Below are 16,882 nucleotides of genomic sequence, written 5' to 3'. Positions count from 1 at the left end.
TCGTTCGCTTGACTATGCCGAAAAACGTGTTCAGAATTATGACCATGTGTTCACCGAAGCGAACGGCAGCTCTTGGGCGGCGCGATGACCGCGGAGCGTGAGGTCTGGCGTGAGGCACTCGGCGTGGTGCTGGCGACCAGTGCGTACGGGGTCTCTTTCGGCGCGCTCGCCGTGGCGTCGGGGCTCGACGTCTGGCAGACCTGTGTGCTGAGTCTGCTGATGTTCACCGGGGGGTCCCAGTTCGCCTTCGTCGGCGTCTTCACCGCCGGGGGATTGTCGGCACTGCCTTCCGCGATCGCCTCGGCTGCGCTCCTCGGCGTCCGCAACGTCGCCTACGCCATGCGGATGTCACCCATCATCGGGGGCGGACCGGCTCGCAAGGCCGCAGCTGCGCACTTCACGATCGACGAGTCGACGGCCGTGGCGATCTCGCAGGGTGATCCTCGGCTGCGGCAGGTCGGCTTCTGGGTGACCGGGATCGGCATCTTCGTCGGGTGGAACATGACCACCCTCGTCGGGGCGCTCGTGGGCGACGTGCTCGGCGACCCCAGGACGTGGGGACTGGATGCGGCCGCAGCCGCGGCGTTCCTCGCTCTCCTCTGGCCTCGGCTCCGGCAGCGGCAGGCCGTCGCGGTCGGCGTCGCCGCGGCTGTCGTCGCCGCGGCCTTCACGCCGTTCCTGATGCCGGGCCTTCCGGTTCTGGTGGCTGCGGTCGTCGCGATCGCCGTCGGCTGGTTCGGCTGGTGGGGTCGTCCCGCGGCCTCGACCGACGGTGGAGCGGACCGGGGTGCGGGGGCGGCCTCGTGACCGTGTGGAGTGCGATCCTCCTCGCCGCCCTGATCTGCCTCGCCCTCAAGGCGGCCGGATACCTGGTGCCCCCTCGGGTGCTGGAGGCGCCACGCACCGCCCGCATCTCCGATCTGCTGACAGTGGGTCTGCTCGCGGCTCTCGTGGCCGTGCAGACCCTCGGCGACGGTCAGGCGATCACGGTCGATGCTCGCGTGCCCGCGCTGCTGGTCGCCGGCGGCCTCCTGTGGCTGCGGCAGTCCTTCCTCGTGGTCGTCGTCGCGGCGGCGGCGGTCGCAGCCCTGTTGCGTCTGTTCGGGATCGCCGCATGACCCACCTCCCCGATCCCGTCCGGCGGGGGCTCATCGGTAAGATCGACAGGTGCGCGTGAGCTGGGTGTCGAGAGTGTTGTCGTGGATCGCTGCCGCCCTCGTCGGCGGTGTCTACGGCGTCGCCGGCACTATCAGTCACAGTGTGATGTGGGGCCCCATCCCCATCGGCATGATCATCGCGGCCATCGCGTGCGCTGCCATCCTCATCGCCGTCCGAACCCTCACGCATGACAGGGGCGCCGCTGTCGCGGCCGGACTCGGGATGATCGGAATGCTGGTGCTGATCTCCGGGGAGGGGCCGGGCGGATCCGTCGTCGTGCCCGCCTCGTTCCTCGGGCAGATCTGGACCTATCTGGTCGCCGGAATCGTCCTGCTCGTCGTCGCCTGGCCCTCCGTCCGACGCCTCCCGGCGCGCACGGAGGCGCCTGCCGCGCAGGAACCCGAGCCGCGCGAGTCGTAGACTGAGGGGGTGACGTATGTGATCGCCCTCCCGTGCGTCGATGTCAAGGATCGCGCCTGCATCGACGAGTGCCCCGTTGACTGCATCTACGAGGGCGAACGCTCGCTCTACATCCACCCGGACGAATGCGTGGACTGCGGCGCCTGCGAGCCCGTGTGTCCCGTCGAGGCGATCTACTACGAAGACGACCTGCCCGATGAGTGGCAGGACTACTACAAGGCCAACGTCGAGTTCTTCGACGAGATCGGGTCGCCCGGTGGCGCCGCCAAGGTGGGTGTCTACTCGTTCGATCACCCGATCGTCGCGGCTCTGCCGCCTCAGGGCGAGTAGGCGCTGGCTCCGTGAGCGTCCGCGATCTCGCCGACTATCCGTGGGATGCCGTCGTCCCGTTCCGTGAGCGCGCGCAGCAGCACCCGGACGGACTGATCGACCTCTCGGTCGGTTCTCCGGTCGACCCCACCCCCGACATCATCCGCCGCGCCCTGGCCGAGGCCACGGATGCGCATGCCTATCCGCAGACGGTGGGCACACCCACCCTGCGGGAGGCGATCGTCGAGTGGTACGCCCGGCGCAGGGGAGTGCCCGACCTCCGGGTCGACAACGTGCTCCCGACGATCGGATCCAAGGAACTCGTCGCGCTGCTGCCCACACTGCTCGGCCTGGGGGCCGGAGACATCGTCGTCCACCCGCGCGTGGCCTACCCGACCTATGAGGTCGGCGCCCGCGTCGCTGGAGCGACGCCCCTTCCCGCGGACGATCCCGCCGACTGGCCGGAGGGCACCAAGCTCATCTGGATCAACACCCCGGGCAACCCGGACGGACGCACCTGGACCGTCGATGAGCTCGCCGCTGCCGTGCGTCGTGCTCGTGAGCTCGGTGCCGTGCTCGCGAGCGACGAGTGCTATGCCGAGCTGGGCTGGGACGGCGTCTGGGCGACCGAGTCGATCCCGTCGGTCCTCGACCCGCGGGTGACGGGCGGAAGTCGTGCGAACCTGCTCAGTGTCTACTCGCTGAGCAAGCAGTCGAACCTCGCCGGCTACCGTGCGGCGTTCGTGGCCGGGTGCGCTCGTGTCGTCGGCGAGCTTCTCACTGCCCGCAAGCATCTCGGGCTGATGCCCCCGGCACCGGTGCAGCACGCGATGGCGGTGGCGCTCGCGGACGACGAGCACGTCGCCGTCCAGAAGGCTCTCTACCGCACCCGCCGCGATGCCCTGCGTCCCGCGTTGGAGGCCGCAGGCTTCCGCATCGACGGTTCGGAGGCCGGGCTCTACCTCTGGGCGACCGAGGGGCGCGACTCCTGGGAATCGATGGGACGACTGGCCGATCTGGGCATCCTGGCCGGTCCAGGTCCGTTCTACGGCGGTGACTCCGGGCAGCATGTCCGCCTGGCCCTCACCGCATCGACGGCTCATGTGGCCGAGGCCGCGCGCCGTCTCACTGTGGCCGATATGTAGATTCCCTCCTCGGAGGGGGCGTCCCTTTGGCGGATGTCACAGTAGGCCTGTGCGACTACTAGGCTGTAAAGGCGATTCGGTCGTGACCCGACCTGGCGCCTGAGCGCCGTGAGATCGCCAGTTCAGGCTTGATCAAGATCTTGTTCGAACCCACCGCGACGAGCGGGGGCGGACACTACGAGGAGGTCCGCGTGAGTGCAGCGGCAGACCAGACGGCGAAGCTGACGATCGGCGACACGACCGCTGAATTCCCGGTGCTGCGCGGCACGGCGGGGCACGACAGCATCGATTTCTCGACGTTGACGCGACAGACGGGCTACACCGGCCTGGACTACGGTTTCGTCAACACGGCGTCGACGAAGTCGGAGATCACGTTCATCGACGGCGACAAGGGCATCCTGCGGTATCGCGGATATCCGATCGAGCAGCTCGCGGGTTCGACGAGCTACCTCGAGGTCGCGTGGCTCCTCATCTACGGCGACCTGCCCTCCGCCTCCGAGCTGGCGGAGTTCGACGAGAAGATCCGCCGGCACACCCTCCTGCACGAAGACCTCAAGCGCTTCTTCTCGGCGCTTCCGCACACGGCGCACCCGATGTCGGTGCTGTCCTCGGCGGTCGCGGCGCTCTCGACCTACTACGAGGGTCAGACCGACCCGCACAACCCGGAGCACGTCGAGCTGAACATGGTGCGCATGCTCGCGAAGCTCCCCGTGATCGCGGCCTACGCGCACAAGAAGAGCGTCGGCCAGGCCTTCCTGTACCCCGACAACTCCCTGAGCTTCGTGGACAACTTCCTGAAGCTCAACTTCGGCGTTCACAGCGAGGAGTACGAGGTCAACCCGGTGATGTCGAAGGCTCTCGAGCTGCTCCTCATCCTGCACGAAGACCACGAGCAGAACGCGTCGACGTCCACGGTCCGCCTGGTCGGTTCGACCGGAGCCAACCAGTTCGCATCCGTGTCCGCCGGTATCCAGGCTCTCTCCGGTCCGCTCCACGGCGGGGCGAACGAGGCCGTGCTGACCATGCTCGGTCAGATCCGCGACTCCGGGCAGAGCGTCTCGCGCTTCGTCGAGCGGGTGAAGAACAAGGAAGAGGGCGTGAAGCTGATGGGCTTCGGGCACCGGGTCTACAAGAACTACGACCCCCGTGCCAAGCTCGTCAAGGACGCGGCCGACGAGGTGCTCTCGTCGCTGGGCGTCACCGATCCGCTCCTCGACCTCGCCAAGGAGCTCGAAGAGCTGGCGCTGGCCGACGACTACTTCCGGGAGCGTCGCCTGTACCCGAACGTCGACTTCTACACCGGCGTCATCTACAAGGCGATGGGCTTCCCCACGCGCATGTTCACCGTTCTGTTCGCGATCGGTCGTCTGCCCGGTTGGCTGGCCCAGTGGCGCGAGCTGCAGCTCGACCCCCAGACGAAGATCGGTCGTCCGCAGCAGCTGTACACAGGATCGCCGGAACGTCAGTTCCCCACGCGCTGAGCGCGTGACGAGAAAGCGCCCCTCCCGCCGTAGCGGAAGGGGCGCTTTCTTCTTCGCCGTGCAGCGGGGTCAGCGACCCTGCGAGCCGCGACCGCCCTGGCGGGACTGACCGCTCTGCGTGGAGTACCCGCCACCCTGGCCTGCGCCGGGACGGGGGCGACGACGGCGACGCGACGGCGGGTTGGCCGCGCTGTTCCTCTCGCCGCCGGCCGGACGCTGCTTCGAGGACTGACGCTGCTGCTGCTGCGGTGCCTGCACCGGTGCCGGGCGCACGTGCGGCGCGCGCTCGGGGACGAGCTCGGCGACCGCAGCGGCGGTGACGTCCTCGAGCGGCGCCGTGATGGCGGCCTTGCGCAGAAGATCCTTGACGTCGCGGCGCTGCTCAGGGAGCACGACCGTGACGACGGTTCCGGCAGCACCGGCGCGGGCTGTGCGGCCGGAACGGTGCAGGTATGCCTTGTGCTCGACCGGCGGGTCGACGTGGACGACGAGGTCGACGTTGTCGACGTGGACGCCGCGCGCGGCGACGTCGGTCGCGACGAGCACCCGCACGCCGCCGTCCTCAGGGGCGGTCGAGAACGCACCGAGGTTGCGCTCGCGCGCGTTCTGCGAGAGGTTGCCGTGCAGGTCGACGGCGGGGATCCCCGCGGCGGTGAGCTGCTTCGCCAGCTTCTTCGCCTGGTGCTTGGTGCGCGTGAAGAGGATGCGCCGACCGGTGCCGGAGGCGAGCTCGCGCACGAGAACGGTCTTGTTGTCGGTGGAGTCGACGACCAGCACGCGGTGCGTCATCTCGCCGACGGGAACGCTCTCCTCATCGACCTCGTGGCTGACCGCGTTCGAGAGGAAGCGGCGCGCCAGGGTGTCGATACCGCGGTCCAGCGTCGCGCTGAACAGCAGGCGCTGTCCGCCGGCAGGCGTGGCCGTGAGGATGCGGGTGACGCCGGGGAGGAAGCCGAGGTCGGCCATGTGGTCGGCTTCGTCGAGCACGGTGACCTCGATCGCGCTGAGACGGAGGACCTGCTGCTTCATGAGGTCTTCCAGGCGGCCGGGGCAGGCCACGACGATGTCGACACCGCCGCGCAGTGCCTGCTCCTGCGGGCGCTGGCTGACGCCGCCGAAGACGGTCGTGACGCGAAGGCCGGCGGCCTCGGCGAGAGGAGTGATCGTCGCGGCGATCTGAGTCGCGAGCTCACGGGTGGGGGCGAGGGCGAGACCACGCGGCAGGCCGGCGCGGCGCTGACCGCCGGAGGCGGCGAGGCGGGCGACGAGGGGGAGCGCGAAGGCGATGGTCTTGCCGCTGCCGGTGCGTCCGCGACCCAGGAGGTCGCGTCCGGCGAGAGAGTCGGGCAGCGTGTCGCGCTGGATGGCGAACGCCTCGGTCTTACCCGAGTCGGCGAGAACGGCGGCGAGCTCGGCGGGAACGCCGAGTTCAAGGAAAGTAGACATGCAGAAACTCCGTCAGCGCACGAATGAACGGCGCGAGATAGGGGGTGAGGTGGGCGACGGCGCGGAATCGCGCATCGGTTCGCCGTTCGAAAGGCCAGCTCGTGCTGGTGGTGGGAGCGGTTCCGCTCGCTTCGGTCCTCGGAGACCCCGTGACGACGACGATGTTGGGTACCGGCGGTACACGCAACGGATTCAGTCTACCAGTGCATGCATGAGCTCGGCTGCATGTCGGCTCCTGCGCGGGTCGCCGAGGCCACCTGCGCGCACTGACACCCGCCGCCCGGGGGTCTCAGGCGTGCAGGGCCTCGTTCAGCGTCACCCCGACGCCGGCGCGGCGGACGGCCTCGACGGCACCGCTGAGCGAGTTGCGGCGGAACAGCAGTCCGTCCTGACCGGAGAGCTCTCCGCCCTTCACCGTCCTCCGCCCGCCATCGGCGGTCACGGGGCCGTCGACCAGGACGATCTTCGTGCCGGCCGTCACATAGAGGCCTGCTTCGACGACGCAGTCGTCACCGAGGGAGATGCCGATGCCGGCGTTGGCGCCCAGCAGCGTGCGCGCGCCGATCGCGACGCGGTGCGTCCCTCCGCCCGAGAGCGTGCCCATGATGGAGGCGCCCCCGCCGATGTCGCTGCCGTCGCCGACGACGACCCCCTGGGAGATGCGGCCCTCCACCATCGACGCGCCGAGCGTTCCGGCGTTGAAGTTGACGAAACCCTCGTGCATGACAGTGGTGCCGGGGGAGAGGTATGCGCCGAGGCGCACGCGGGAAGCATCCGCGATGCGGACACCGGTCGGCTGCACGTAGTCCGTGAGACGGGGGAACTTGTCCAGACCCTGGACCTGGATGCCCGACCGCTGGAGGAGCGGACGCAGGCGGGCGGCGTCCGAGGGCAGGACGGGTCCCGCGTTGGTCCAGGCGACGTTCGGGAGATGAGCGAAGACGCCGTCGAGGTTCACATCGTTGGGGCGCACCACCAGGTGGGAGAGCGCGTGCAGACGAAGATAGGCGTCCGCGGTCGAAGCCGGTGCGGCGTCGAGGTCGATCTGCAGCTGCACGACCTCCACCGTGACGTTGCGTCGCTGGTCGGCTCCGGTGAGATCCGCGAGCGCGGTGACGGCGGCCTCATCCGCCTCCGCGGTTCCGGTCCGCACCTCGGGGTACCACGCATCCAGGACGGTGCCGTCTCCGGCGATCGTGGTCAGTCCGATACCCCATACCGTGCGCGCGTCGCTCATCCCTCCACGCTATCGCGCCCGCAGCGCGGTGACTGCACGCATGACGGGTAAGTAGTCTTGACCCATGGTGCTCGATCTGACCGCGTCCTCCGTCGACCTCACCCGTGCGATCTGCGATATCCCCAGCGTCTCCGGAGACGAGAAGACGCTCGCCGACGCCATCGAGGCGGCCGTCACGCCGCTGGGGCACCTGCAGGTCTTCCGCCACGGCAACACCGTCATCGCGCGCACGGATCTCGGTCGCGCGCAGCGCGTCGCGATCGCCGGGCACATCGACACGGTGCCCATCAATGCCAACCTCCCCACCCGCGACATCGAGATCGACGGTGTGCCGTACCTCTGGGGTCGTGGGACCGTCGACATGAAGGCAGGGACCGCGGTGCAGCTGAAGCTCGCTGCGGAGCTGGTCGAACCCGCGATCGACATCACCTGGATGTGGTACGACAACGAGGAGGTCGAGGCGTCGAAGAACGGCCTCGGGCTGCTCGCCGCCGTCCGCCCCGACCTGTTCGAGGCCGACTTCGCGATCCTCGGTGAGCCCTCCAACGGCGAGGTCGAGGGCGGATGCAACGGCACGATGCGGGCGACCGTGCGCACGTCGGGCGTCCGGGCGCACAGCGCGAGGGCATGGATCGGGGAGAACGCGATCCATCGTGCCGCGCCGATCCTCACCCGGCTCGCCGAGTACCGGGCCAGGGAGGTGCCGGTCGAGGGGCTGCTGTACCGCGAGAGTCTGAGCGCCGTGCGCATCGCAGGTGGCGTCGCGGGGAACGTCATCCCCGATGCCTGCGAGGTCGAGGTCAACTACCGCTTCGCGCCGAGCAAGTCCGCGGCTGAGGCCGAGACACATCTGCGCGGAGTCCTCGCGGGGTTCGACGTCGAGATCACCGACGCCGCCGAGGGTGCGCGTCCCGGCCTCGACGCGGAGATCGCGAAGCAGTTCGTCGCCGCCGTCGGTGCGGAGCCGCGGCCGAAGTACGGCTGGACGGATGTCGCCCGCTTCTCCGCTCTGGGGATCCCCGCCGTCAACTACGGTCCCGGCGACCCGCACCTGGCCCACCACGATGAGGAGCGCGTGCCGCTCGCGCAGATCGACGCCGTGGAGCGGGGCCTGCGCGCATGGCTCACCTCGCACTGAGCGCAGCGCGCCGTTGGGCGAAGGCGCCGATCGCGCTGCGCGTCGTGATGATCTACCTCGGGGCGCGGGTCGTGACGACGGTGCTCCTCATCATCGCCGCATCGCTGTCGACCTCCTCCTCGCGCTTCGGCGCCGGGGCGGGCCTGATCGATTTCGTGCTCGGCTGGGACGCGCAGTGGTACTGGCTCGTCGCCGAGGACGGGTACCCGACAGAGCTGCCGCTCACGGATGCGGGCGACGTCGCCGAGAATGCCTGGGCCTTCATGCCGGTGTTCGCATATGCGGCCAAGGGGATCGGTCTCGTGCTCGGTTCCTGGGGAGCAGGCGCCCTCCTCCTCTCTCTCGGGGCCGGATACCTGGCGTGCCTCGTGCTGCACCGGCTGCTGCGCGAGCGCATCGGTGATTCCGCTGCGCTGTGGGCAGTGGTCTTCTTCGCGGCCGGCCCGATCGCGGCGATGTTCCAGGTGGGATACGCCGAGACGCTGTTCCTCCTGCTGCTCTTCCTCGCCCTCGACATGACGGCGCGGCGGAAGTACGCCTGGCTGTATCTGCTCATCCCGGCGATGGCCTTCACCCGCCCCGGCGTCCTCGCCTTCGCGCTCTATCTGGGATTGCACGGCGTGGTGCGCTGGATCCGTCGCCGCGACGATCCGTTGGTGGGGAGGGAGATCGCACACATCCTCGCGCTCGGGGCGCTCGCGACCGTCTGCGGATTCGCCTGGCAGGTGATCGCCGGCATCGCGACAGGGGATGCGGGAGCGTATCTCGCGACCGAGCTCGCCTGGCGTCAGCACTGGATCACCGGCGGCGTCGAAGGGTTCATCCCTTTCGAGGGGTGGATCCAGGCGTCGCAGTTCTGGTTCGGTCTCTGGGGCTTGCCGCAGTGGTGGGGGCCCATCGCCCTGGTGCTCATCGTGGCAGGTGCCGCCGCAGTGCTCCTGCTCTCACCGCAGGTACGGGCGCTCGGCGTCGATCTTCGCCTCTGGAGCGCGAGCTATCTGCTCTACCTGCTCGCTGTCTTCTTCCCCCAGTCGAGCACCTTCCGCCTGCTGCTCCCGCTCAGTCCGTTGTGGGGCGCGGTCGCCGTGTCGCGGTCTCGGCTCTGGCGTCTCGGCGTCCTGGCGGCATGTCTGGTCGGTCAATGGGTCTGGATATATCACGTGTATGGGCTCGGGAACACGTTCTGGCAGGTCCCGTGACCGTGGAGCTCGACCCAATTGTTGCTCCGTGACCTCCAGGTTCCGGTGACACCCGATAAACTCATCCCATACCACCGGAGGAAAGGGAGCCACGATGGCAGCGATGAAGCCGAGGACCGGAGACGGGCCTATGGAAGCCGTGAAGGAAGGACGACTCATCATCGTGCGCGTTCCACTCGAAGGCGGCGGCCGCCTGGTCGTCTCCGTGAACGACGCCGAGGCCAAGGAGCTTCACGACGTGCTTGGCGCCGTCGTGGCACCGGCCTGATCGACCAGGGATCCGCGTCAGCGGATCCGAAAGGGCGGTGGTTCCTCGGAACCACCGCCCTTCTTCCTGGGTCGGCACCTGCGTGGTCGGCGCCGCCTCCATCGGGAATCCGTGCGATCAGCCGCGCTCTGCGAGGCTGATCAGCTGCAGCAGGCCTTCGCCCGCGGGGGAGAGCGTCGCGAGCACGGCCGAAGACTCCTGCGTCTCCTGCACGAGGGATCGGTAGGCGGCCGTGATCTCGTCGCGCTGCACCGGGTCGGCGACGCGGCCGCCCGCCAGGACACGCGGCACGAGCACGAGGCCACCGGTGCGTGCGAGACGCAGACCGTGCTCGACGTACTCGATGACGTGCTCGGGGTCGGCGTCGACCAGCACGATGTCGTAGGAGTTCTCGTTCATGCGCGGGAGCACGTCGATCGCACGCCCCGTGATGAAACGTGCTCTCGTGGAGGGGATCTTCGCGTCGGAGAAGGCCTGCCGCGCGGCGGCGAGGTGCTCCGGTTCGTTGTCGATCGAGGTGAGCACGGCCTGGGGCGCGCCGCGGAGCAGCCAGAGTCCGGAGACACCGGCACCCGTGCCGATCTCGACGATCGACCTGGCGCCGGTCGCGGCGGCGAGCACAGCGATCTGAGAGCCGACGGACGCGCTGACGGGCATGGCCCCGAGCTCGAGCGCGTGCGCACGGGCGCGAGCGATGGCGTCGGGTTCCACGATGGACTCGCGCAGAAAACGCGCGTTCGCGTCATGCTCGCTCATGGCCTGTATCTCCCTGCCTGCCTGTGATCTTCTCCAGCGTATTCGGTCCGCGAGTGCGGGGACCGCAGGCGCGGCGGTAGCCTGTAGAGATGACGTTCGGGCTCACCTTCGAGAAGCTGTTGCTGATCGGCCTCATCGCGGTTCTGATCATCGGCCCCGAGCGTCTCCCGCGCGCAGCGGAGAGCTTCTCCCGCATGGTCCGCAAGGCCGGCGAGTACCTTCGTGCGACCAAGTCGAGGGTGCGCGAGGAGATGGGCCCCGAGATCGACGACGTCGACTGGCGCAAGCTCGATCCCCGCCAGTACGACCCGCGTCGGATCATCCGCGATGCCCTCATGGAAGAGCCGCAGCCGGCGACCCCGATGCAGGCCACAGCGACGATCGCGGAGCCGGTCGCAGGCTCCATCGCCCCCACGCGCGCGGTCCCGCAGGAGTTCAGCGCGACCAACCGCCCGCCGTTCGATCCCGAGGCGACCTGATCAGGTTGCGACGTCAGGGGTCCGCGGGAGAGGGCTAGGAGATCCGGGAGCGGAGAGCGGCGATGTCGTCGTCCGTCAGCAGCTCGCGGGGTATCGCGGTCGCGGCCGAGGTGTCGCGCAGCTTCAACAGCACCGCGTCCCTTCCCACGTGCATCCTCTGGAACGTGCGGTACGCGATGTCGGAGCGACGTCGCCCGCTTCCCATCTGCAGACCCTCGTCTTCCAGTGACACCCACACGCGTGTCCCGACGGGCATCGCGATCCGCACGGCGGTGCGCGCCCCCGACACCGACATGAACACGGCGAAACCTGCGAGCGCGACGATGAGCACGGGCATCCAGCCTGCCCCGTAAGGTCCCTCTTCCCCCGGAGCCACCGGCGCGGTGAGGTTGACGACGCTGAAGACGAGCGCCGCCGCGAGTGCGACCCACATGACGATGGCCGCAGGACGGGTCAGCGAGTACATCGCGGCGTCGCGTGCCATCCGTCGCAGCAGGCTCTCGTCGACGGTCAGGGAACGTGCAGGCATCCGAGCATCCTCCCAATCCCTAGCGGATCGACATGGGCAGGGATCGGCCGGAGAGACCCCTGCCCCGGTGCGCGAGCGCGCTCGCGAGGCCGCGGATGGTCACGGCTGCGGCATCGTCCGTGTCGTCGGAGACGATCGGCCGTCCGGTGTCTCCGCCCTCGCGCAGGGCGGGGCTCAGCGGGATGGATGCCAGCAGCGGGACCGCGGCTTCCGGTTCGGAGAGTGCTTCGGCGACGGCCGCGCCGCCTCCGGAGCCGAACAGGTCGACGACAGTGCCGTCGGGGAGGGTGTACGCCGCCATGTTCTCGATGACGCCGATGACGTGCTGGCCCGTCTGCCGGGCGACGAGTCCGCTGCGGATGGCGACGTCGGCGGCGGCGGTCTGCGGCGTCGTGACCACGAGCACCTCCGCATGGGGGAGGAGCTGGCCGATCGAGATGGCGATGTCGCCCGTTCCCGGTGGCATGTCGATCAGCAGCACATCGAGGTCGCCGAAGAACACGTCGGTGAGGAACTGCGACACCGTGCGGTGCAGCATCGGACCGCGCCACGCGACGACGGATTCGCCGTCGCGGAGGAACATCCCGATGGAGATCGTCTTCACGCCGTGTGCGACAGGGGGGAGCATGAGGTCGTCGATGCGCGTCGGCTGCGTGCCTGCCGGGATGCCGAGCAGGCCAGGGATCGAGAAGCCGTGCACATCGGCGTCGACGAGCCCGACGGAGAGACCCTGCGCGGCGAGGGCGACCGCGAGGTTGGCCGTGACCGTCGACTTGCCCACGCCGCCCTTGCCGCTGGAGACGAGGATCACGCGGGTGAGGGAGTCGGGGCCGAACGGCATGTGCCGTGCCGGCCTGCCCGCGCGGAGCTTCTCCGTGAGCGCCTTCCGCTCGGTCGGAGTCATCACGCCGACCTCGACCTCGACCTCGGCGATACCGGGAACGGAGGCTGCAGCCTCGCGCACATCCGTCTCGATCCTGGCAGCGGCGGGGCAGCCCACGATCGTCAGGACGATGCCGACGTGTGCGCGATCACCCTCCACCGAGATGTCGCGGACCATGTCGAGATCGCCGATGGGACGACGCAGCTCGGGATCCGTCACAGCGGCGACGGCGGATCGGACGCGCTCCACCGCCGTCACGATGCGGAGCCGGATCGGGTCTTCTCAGGAGACTCTTCGAGCTCGGCGAGAAGAGCCTTGAGCTCCTGACGGAGCACGTCGCGCGTCACGACCTGCGAATTGCGCTCCTCGAGCGACATCCGCAGCGCCACGATCTCGCGGGCGAGGTACTCGGTGTCGGCGAGGTTGCGCTCTGCACGCTGGCGGTCCTGTTCGATCTGCACCCTGTCGCGGTCGTCCTGACGGTTCTGCGCGAGCAGGATGAGGGGTGCCGCATAGGAGGCCTGCAGCGAGAGCATGAGCGTCAGAGCCGTGAACCCGAGCGCGGCGTCGTCGAAGCGCAACTCGTCCGGCATCAGGGTGTTCCACACGATCCACAGCACGCAGAACAGGGTGAGGATCAGGAGGAACGCCGGCGTCCCCATCGCCCGCGCGACCCACTCCGTGAAACGGCCGAAGCGGTCGCGTGAGGTCGCCCTGGGGCGAGTGGTCGTGCGCCCTGGCGCGTCGAGGCGGGGGGAGCGGGGCATCAGCGCACCTCCTTCGCCGGAGCGGCGGCGTCGTCATTGTCGTGCGAGCGCCAGTCGTCGGGCAGCAGGTAGTCGAGCACGTCGTCGATGCTGATCGCTCCGACCAGGCGGTGCGCCGCGTCGATCACCGGGAGCGACACCAGGTCGTAGCTGGCCAGGAGGCGTGCCACCTCGGCGGCGGAGGCGGTGACGGGCACGGGTTCGAGACTGTCGTCGAGGATCGCGCCGAGCCGTTCATGCGGCGGGTAGCGCAGCATCCGCTGGAAGTGCACGAGCCCCAGCAGGCGCCCCGTCGGCGTCTCGAACGGGGGGAGCGTCACGAACACCGCGGCGGCCAGGGCCGGATGCAGCTCGTGGCGGCGGATCAGCGCGAGCGCTTCGGCCACGGTGGCATCGGCGGACAGGATGATCGGTTCCGGGGTCATCAGACCGCCGGCAGTGTCCGGGCCGTAGCGCAGCAGCATCCTGACGTCTTCGGCCTCCTCCGGCTCCATGAGCTCGAGGAGCTGCTCCAGACGGTCCGGTGCCAGCTGCGCGAGGAGGTCGGCTGCGTCGTCCGGCTCCATCTGGTCGAGGATGTCGGCCGCGCGCTCGTCTCCCAGGCGATCGAGGATGTGCACCTGCTCGTCTTCGGGCATCTCCTCGAGGGCATCCGCGAGGCGGTCGTCGGAGAGCTCCTCCGCGACCTCGATCATGCGCTGCTGCGGGAGATCGAGGAGGGTGTTGGCGAGGTCGGCCGCATGCAGCTCGGAGTACGAGGCGACGAGCTGCTCCGCCGACTGCGACTCGCCGGGAGCGCGCTGCTCCGTCACCTCGCTCCAGGCGGCGAAGGTCGTCGGGCCCTTCGCGAAGGGAGAGGCGCTGGTCTTGGGTCGGCGGAGGAACAGCTGGCTGATCGCCCACTCGCCGAGCCGGTTGGGCTCGATCGCGATGTCCTCGATCACGGCGGTGCCGCTGCCGTCGACGAAGCTCACCCGTCGCCCGAGCATCTCCGCCAGCACGCGGACCTCACCGGCGCGGGGTGAGAAGCGGCGCACGTTGATCAGGCCCGTGGTGATCACCTGGCCGGAGCGGATCGAGGTGACGCGTCCGATCGAGAGGAACACGTGTCGTCGCCCCGGGATCTCCACGACCAGGCCGATGACGCGGGGTGCCGCGGTACTTCGATACACGACGACGACATCCCGGACCTTGCCGAGCCGGTCGCCGACGGGATCGAAGACGGCGCACCCGGCGAGGCGCGCGGCGAATACCCGTTGTGTGCTCACCTCTCCAGAGTAGTCGGCGGCTCAGGTCTCCGGCGGGATGGCCGCGCCTCGGGCCGTCCATCGGCGCGCGTGGAAGAATAGCCGGATGAGCATGCTGAACCGGCCCGCGAGCGGCACAGACACCGGCGAGATCGTCGCGTCGATGCGCGACTACGAGAGCGCGCAGAAGACGGTCTCGAAGCTGATCGCGGGGGAGGTGCCCGCGCGCGACATCGCCATCGTCGGACAGAGCGTGCGCACGGTCGAGCGGGTGACCGGCAAGCTCGGCTATGCCGCCGCAGCGCGCTCCGGCGCGATCAACGGCGTGCTGATCGGTCTCTTCCTCGCCGCGATCCTCGTGCTGGGCAACCCCGAGGTGCCGATCCAGCTCTTCCTGGGCTTCGTGCTCATCGGCGTCGCGGTCGGAATGCTCCTGAGCCTCATCACCTATGCGATCGTGCGTCGTCGCCGAGACTTCGCCAGTGTCACGCAGTTCGCCGCCGATCACTACGAGGTCACGGTGCTCTCCTCCTCGCTGGGCAAGGCCCGTCAGGTGCTCGGGGCCAACAAGGTCGCACCGGTGCGTCCCCCCGTCAACCTCGATGAACCGCCCCGCTACGGCGAGCGGATCACTCCTGGGGCAACGGTGCCGGAAGCCACGCCGGCGCCCGAGCCCGTCCCTGCGCCCGAGGAACCCGTCATCCCGCCGCGCCCGGCAGATCCGGTGGCGGAGCCGGTGGAGCCGGTGGAGCCGGAGCACACTCCCGATCCCCGCCCGGACTCCGACGGAGTCCAGGGCGAGCGGGCATGACGTCGGTGCCGGTTTCCGCCGCCTGATGGTCGAGATCCAGGTCGAGCTGCCGACCGGACCCGCGGCGGTGTCCGCCGACTGGGCCCCCGGCGACAACGGCGCGACGGTGATCGTCGCGCACGGCGCCGGGACGGGCAAGGACCATCCGTTCTTGACGGGCTACGTCGATGCGCTGAGCGAGAGCGGCTTCTCGACTCTGCGGTTCAACTTCCCCTACGTCGAGCAGGGACGACGCATGCCCGGTCCCGCCCCGCATGCGATCGCCACCTGGAACGCCGTCGTGGCCTTCGCCCGCTCGGCCGACCCCGCGGCGACCGTCTGGGCGACGGGGAAGTCGTACGGCGGGCGGATGGCGTCGATGGCGGTCGCCGAAGGGCTGCGTGTCGACGGGCTCGCCTACCTCGGCTACCCGCTTCATCCGCCGGGGCGGCCCGAGAAGCCGCGCATCGAGCATCTGCCGGACATCACGGTGCCGCAGCTCTTCGTCGAGGGGACCAACGATCCGTTCATCCAGCCCCTCTCGCAGTTCGAGGAAGCGGTCGCGAGCTGTCGGGATGCGCGCGTCGTCTGGGTCGATGGCGGCGGGCACACCTTCGAGGTCAAGGGGCGGAAGCGCCCGGCGGAGCAGATCGGAGCGTCACTCGCGCCGATCGTCGCGGAGTTCGTCCGCGCTCGCCGATCCGGCTGAGAGCGGTCAGTCGATGAGCGCGGAGAGACCTGCATCGGCCAGCAGACGTCGCACCGTCGAGATGCCCAGTGCGCTCATGATCGGGTTCGAGGCCTCGTAGTACCAGCCGAGCCCGAGCGCCTGCTGGAGCGCCCATGCCGCGCCCCGGTGCCATTCGACGTCGTCCGCGCCGACGTCGTCACGGAGGATGCGCCGTGTCGGTGCGTCGAAGAGATGCCAGGCCACGACGAGGTCGAGGGCAGGATCGGCGGGTCCGAAGCTTCCGCCGTCGAGCACGCCGGCCAGTCGCGTCTCATCCGCACGCTCGGCGACCAGGAGATTGAACGGGGTGAGGTCTCTGTGGCTCATCACCTCCGCGACGGGACACGGGAGCTCCCGCAGCGCGCCCCAGAGCCTCTCGGCGCGTGGCGCATCGAACAGGTGCGCGCTCCTGGCGAGGCAGTGCGCGACCCACTCGTCGTGATCGCCGAGGCGTCCGCCGCGACCGTTGCCGTCGAAGGTGCGTCCGCGGAGGTCGACGGCGCGCAGTGCCAGGATCAGCGAGGCCAGGTCGCGCGCCAACGCCGGGGCGGCGGCGGAGCGCGCAGGGTCCGCCGTCTCGCCCTCGACCCAGGTCTGCATCGCCCAGGCCGAGGGGAACTCCGGCGACGGCGCGGCGATCCCGTACGGTCGCGGCGCGGGGTAGGGACTGGCGGCGGCGAACTCGTCGAGAGCGGCGGCCTCGCCCGCGAGCTCGGTCTCCGTCGCCCCGAGTAGCGGGAACCGGGCGACGTGTTCCCCGCCCACGCGGATGATCCTGTTCACGGTCCCCGTGAGAGGCACGGCTCGCACCGGCTCTCCGCGCAGTTCGGGGAACCGCCGGGCGATCAGGCGTGCCGCCGCCGCCGTGTCGAGCGCTAGTTCCCCTTCATGCATCCGACG

The 16,882-nt window shown here is 69.5% G+C and carries 20 protein-coding genes; 12 read left to right on the top strand and 8 right to left on the bottom strand.

What is annotated here, in order from left to right; all coding sequences use genetic code 11:
- The first annotated feature begins 84 nt into the window (after positions 1–84).
- The 6 genes from MOX01_RS18490 (at position 85) to MOX01_RS18465 (ending at position 4,513) form a co-directional block, all read left to right on the top strand.
- Positions 85–807, top strand: coding sequence for an AzlC family ABC transporter permease (locus MOX01_RS18490; RefSeq protein WP_141371015.1), 723 nt, complete (start codon positions 85–87; stop codon positions 805–807).
- Positions 804–1,118 (top strand): AzlD domain-containing protein, encoded by a 315-nt coding sequence (locus MOX01_RS18485; protein WP_046749570.1) that lies wholly within the window; start codon positions 804–806, stop codon positions 1,116–1,118. The genes MOX01_RS18490 and MOX01_RS18485 overlap by 4 nt, the downstream gene beginning before the upstream one ends.
- A 49-nt stretch (positions 1,119–1,167) precedes the next feature.
- Positions 1,168–1,578, top strand: coding sequence for a histidinol dehydrogenase (locus tag MOX01_RS18480; RefSeq protein WP_141371014.1), 411 nt, complete (start codon positions 1,168–1,170; stop codon positions 1,576–1,578).
- 9 nt (positions 1,579–1,587) lie between these two features.
- Positions 1,588–1,908: a ferredoxin gene (gene fdxA, locus MOX01_RS18475; protein ID WP_045263079.1), complete on the top strand. Its 321-nt coding sequence runs from the start codon at positions 1,588–1,590 to the stop codon at positions 1,906–1,908.
- Between the two features lie 11 nt (positions 1,909–1,919).
- On the top strand, positions 1,920–3,032 hold the full coding sequence (gene dapC, locus MOX01_RS18470) for a succinyldiaminopimelate transaminase (protein ID WP_141371012.1): 1,113 nt from the start codon (positions 1,920–1,922) through the stop codon (positions 3,030–3,032).
- A 191-nt stretch (positions 3,033–3,223) separates the two neighbouring features.
- Complete coding sequence (locus MOX01_RS18465) at positions 3,224–4,513, top strand: citrate synthase (RefSeq protein WP_045263168.1); 1,290 nt, start codon at positions 3,224–3,226, stop codon at positions 4,511–4,513.
- Between the two features lie 69 nt (positions 4,514–4,582).
- Here MOX01_RS18465 and MOX01_RS18460 read toward each other — a convergent pair whose 3' ends face one another.
- The gene (locus MOX01_RS18460) at positions 4,583–5,959 is read right to left on the bottom strand and encodes a DEAD/DEAH box helicase (RefSeq protein WP_141371010.1); all 1,377 of its coding nucleotides are present in this window, start codon (positions 5,957–5,959) and stop codon (positions 4,583–4,585) included.
- 289 nt (positions 5,960–6,248) lie between these two features.
- On the bottom strand, positions 6,249–7,196 hold the full coding sequence (gene dapD, locus MOX01_RS18455) for a 2,3,4,5-tetrahydropyridine-2,6-dicarboxylate N-succinyltransferase (RefSeq protein ID WP_058633172.1): 948 nt from the start codon (positions 7,194–7,196) through the stop codon (positions 6,249–6,251).
- 64 nt (positions 7,197–7,260) lie between these two features.
- On the opposite strand from dapD, the gene dapE reads away from it, so the two are divergent.
- The 3 genes from dapE to MOX01_RS18440 all read left to right on the top strand — a co-directional run bounded on the left by dapE (position 7,261) and on the right by MOX01_RS18440 (position 9,801).
- The gene (gene dapE, locus MOX01_RS18450; protein WP_141371008.1) at positions 7,261–8,334 is read left to right on the top strand and encodes a succinyl-diaminopimelate desuccinylase; all 1,074 of its coding nucleotides are present in this window, start codon (positions 7,261–7,263) and stop codon (positions 8,332–8,334) included.
- Positions 8,316–9,533 (top strand): hypothetical protein, encoded by a 1,218-nt coding sequence (locus tag MOX01_RS18445; RefSeq protein ID WP_141371006.1) that lies wholly within the window; start codon positions 8,316–8,318, stop codon positions 9,531–9,533. Before dapE ends, MOX01_RS18445 begins: the two co-directional genes overlap by 19 nt.
- A gap of 94 nt (positions 9,534–9,627) precedes the next feature.
- Positions 9,628–9,801: a DUF3117 domain-containing protein gene (locus MOX01_RS18440; protein ID WP_071328210.1), complete on the top strand. Its 174-nt coding sequence runs from the start codon at positions 9,628–9,630 to the stop codon at positions 9,799–9,801.
- 117 nt (positions 9,802–9,918) lie between these two features.
- Here MOX01_RS18440 and MOX01_RS18435 read toward each other — a convergent pair whose 3' ends face one another.
- Positions 9,919–10,557 (bottom strand): O-methyltransferase, encoded by a 639-nt coding sequence (locus MOX01_RS18435; protein ID WP_058633170.1) that lies wholly within the window; start codon positions 10,555–10,557, stop codon positions 9,919–9,921.
- Positions 10,558–10,646: 89 nt separating this feature from the next.
- On the opposite strand from MOX01_RS18435, the gene MOX01_RS18430 reads away from it, so the two are divergent.
- On the top strand, positions 10,647–11,036 hold the full coding sequence (locus MOX01_RS18430; protein WP_061018124.1) for a twin-arginine translocase TatA/TatE family subunit: 390 nt from the start codon (positions 10,647–10,649) through the stop codon (positions 11,034–11,036).
- 34 nt (positions 11,037–11,070) lie between these two features.
- On the opposite strand, the gene MOX01_RS18425 is transcribed toward MOX01_RS18430, so the two are convergent.
- From MOX01_RS18425 to MOX01_RS18410, 4 genes are read right to left on the bottom strand one after another with little or no spacing between them, the layout of a single operon-like run.
- A complete protein-coding gene (locus MOX01_RS18425; protein WP_141371004.1) occupies positions 11,071–11,565 on the bottom strand; it encodes a YcxB family protein in 495 nt (164 codons plus the stop codon).
- A 19-nt stretch (positions 11,566–11,584) separates the two neighbouring features.
- Complete coding sequence (locus MOX01_RS18420) at positions 11,585–12,706, bottom strand: Mrp/NBP35 family ATP-binding protein (protein WP_141371002.1); 1,122 nt, start codon at positions 12,704–12,706, stop codon at positions 11,585–11,587.
- Positions 12,703–13,215 carry a DUF1003 domain-containing protein gene (locus tag MOX01_RS18415; protein WP_045263089.1) on the bottom strand — a complete coding sequence of 171 codons (513 nt, stop codon included), beginning with the start codon at positions 13,213–13,215 and terminating at the stop codon, positions 12,703–12,705. The genes MOX01_RS18420 and MOX01_RS18415 overlap by 4 nt, the downstream gene beginning before the upstream one ends.
- Positions 13,215–14,483 carry a magnesium transporter MgtE N-terminal domain-containing protein gene (locus tag MOX01_RS18410; RefSeq protein WP_046749559.1) on the bottom strand — a complete coding sequence of 423 codons (1,269 nt, stop codon included), beginning with the start codon at positions 14,481–14,483 and terminating at the stop codon, positions 13,215–13,217. The genes MOX01_RS18415 and MOX01_RS18410 overlap by 1 nt, the downstream gene beginning before the upstream one ends.
- Positions 14,484–14,568: 85 nt before the next feature.
- Here MOX01_RS18410 and MOX01_RS18405 point away from each other — a divergent pair, with 85 nt between their 5' ends.
- Together MOX01_RS18405 and MOX01_RS18400 are read left to right on the top strand one after the other, a co-directional pair.
- Positions 14,569–15,273, top strand: a complete 705-nt coding sequence (locus MOX01_RS18405) for a YflT domain-containing protein (RefSeq protein WP_230977838.1) — start codon at positions 14,569–14,571, stop codon at positions 15,271–15,273.
- 25 nt (positions 15,274–15,298) lie between these two features.
- Positions 15,299–15,961 carry an alpha/beta hydrolase family protein gene (locus tag MOX01_RS18400; protein ID WP_058631851.1) on the top strand — a complete coding sequence of 221 codons (663 nt, stop codon included), beginning with the start codon at positions 15,299–15,301 and terminating at the stop codon, positions 15,959–15,961.
- A gap of 6 nt (positions 15,962–15,967) precedes the next feature.
- On the opposite strand, the gene MOX01_RS18395 is transcribed toward MOX01_RS18400, so the two are convergent.
- Entirely contained in the window at positions 15,968–16,876 is a 909-nt protein-coding gene (locus MOX01_RS18395; protein ID WP_058631831.1) for a phosphotransferase, read from the bottom strand.
- Positions 16,877–16,882 lie beyond the last annotated feature (6 nt).

The organism is Microbacterium oxydans, assembly GCF_006540085.1.
GTDB classification, from domain to species: Bacteria; Actinomycetota; Actinomycetes; order Actinomycetales; family Microbacteriaceae; genus Microbacterium; species Microbacterium oxydans.
This window is presented reverse-complemented; position numbering and strand designations above follow the sequence as displayed.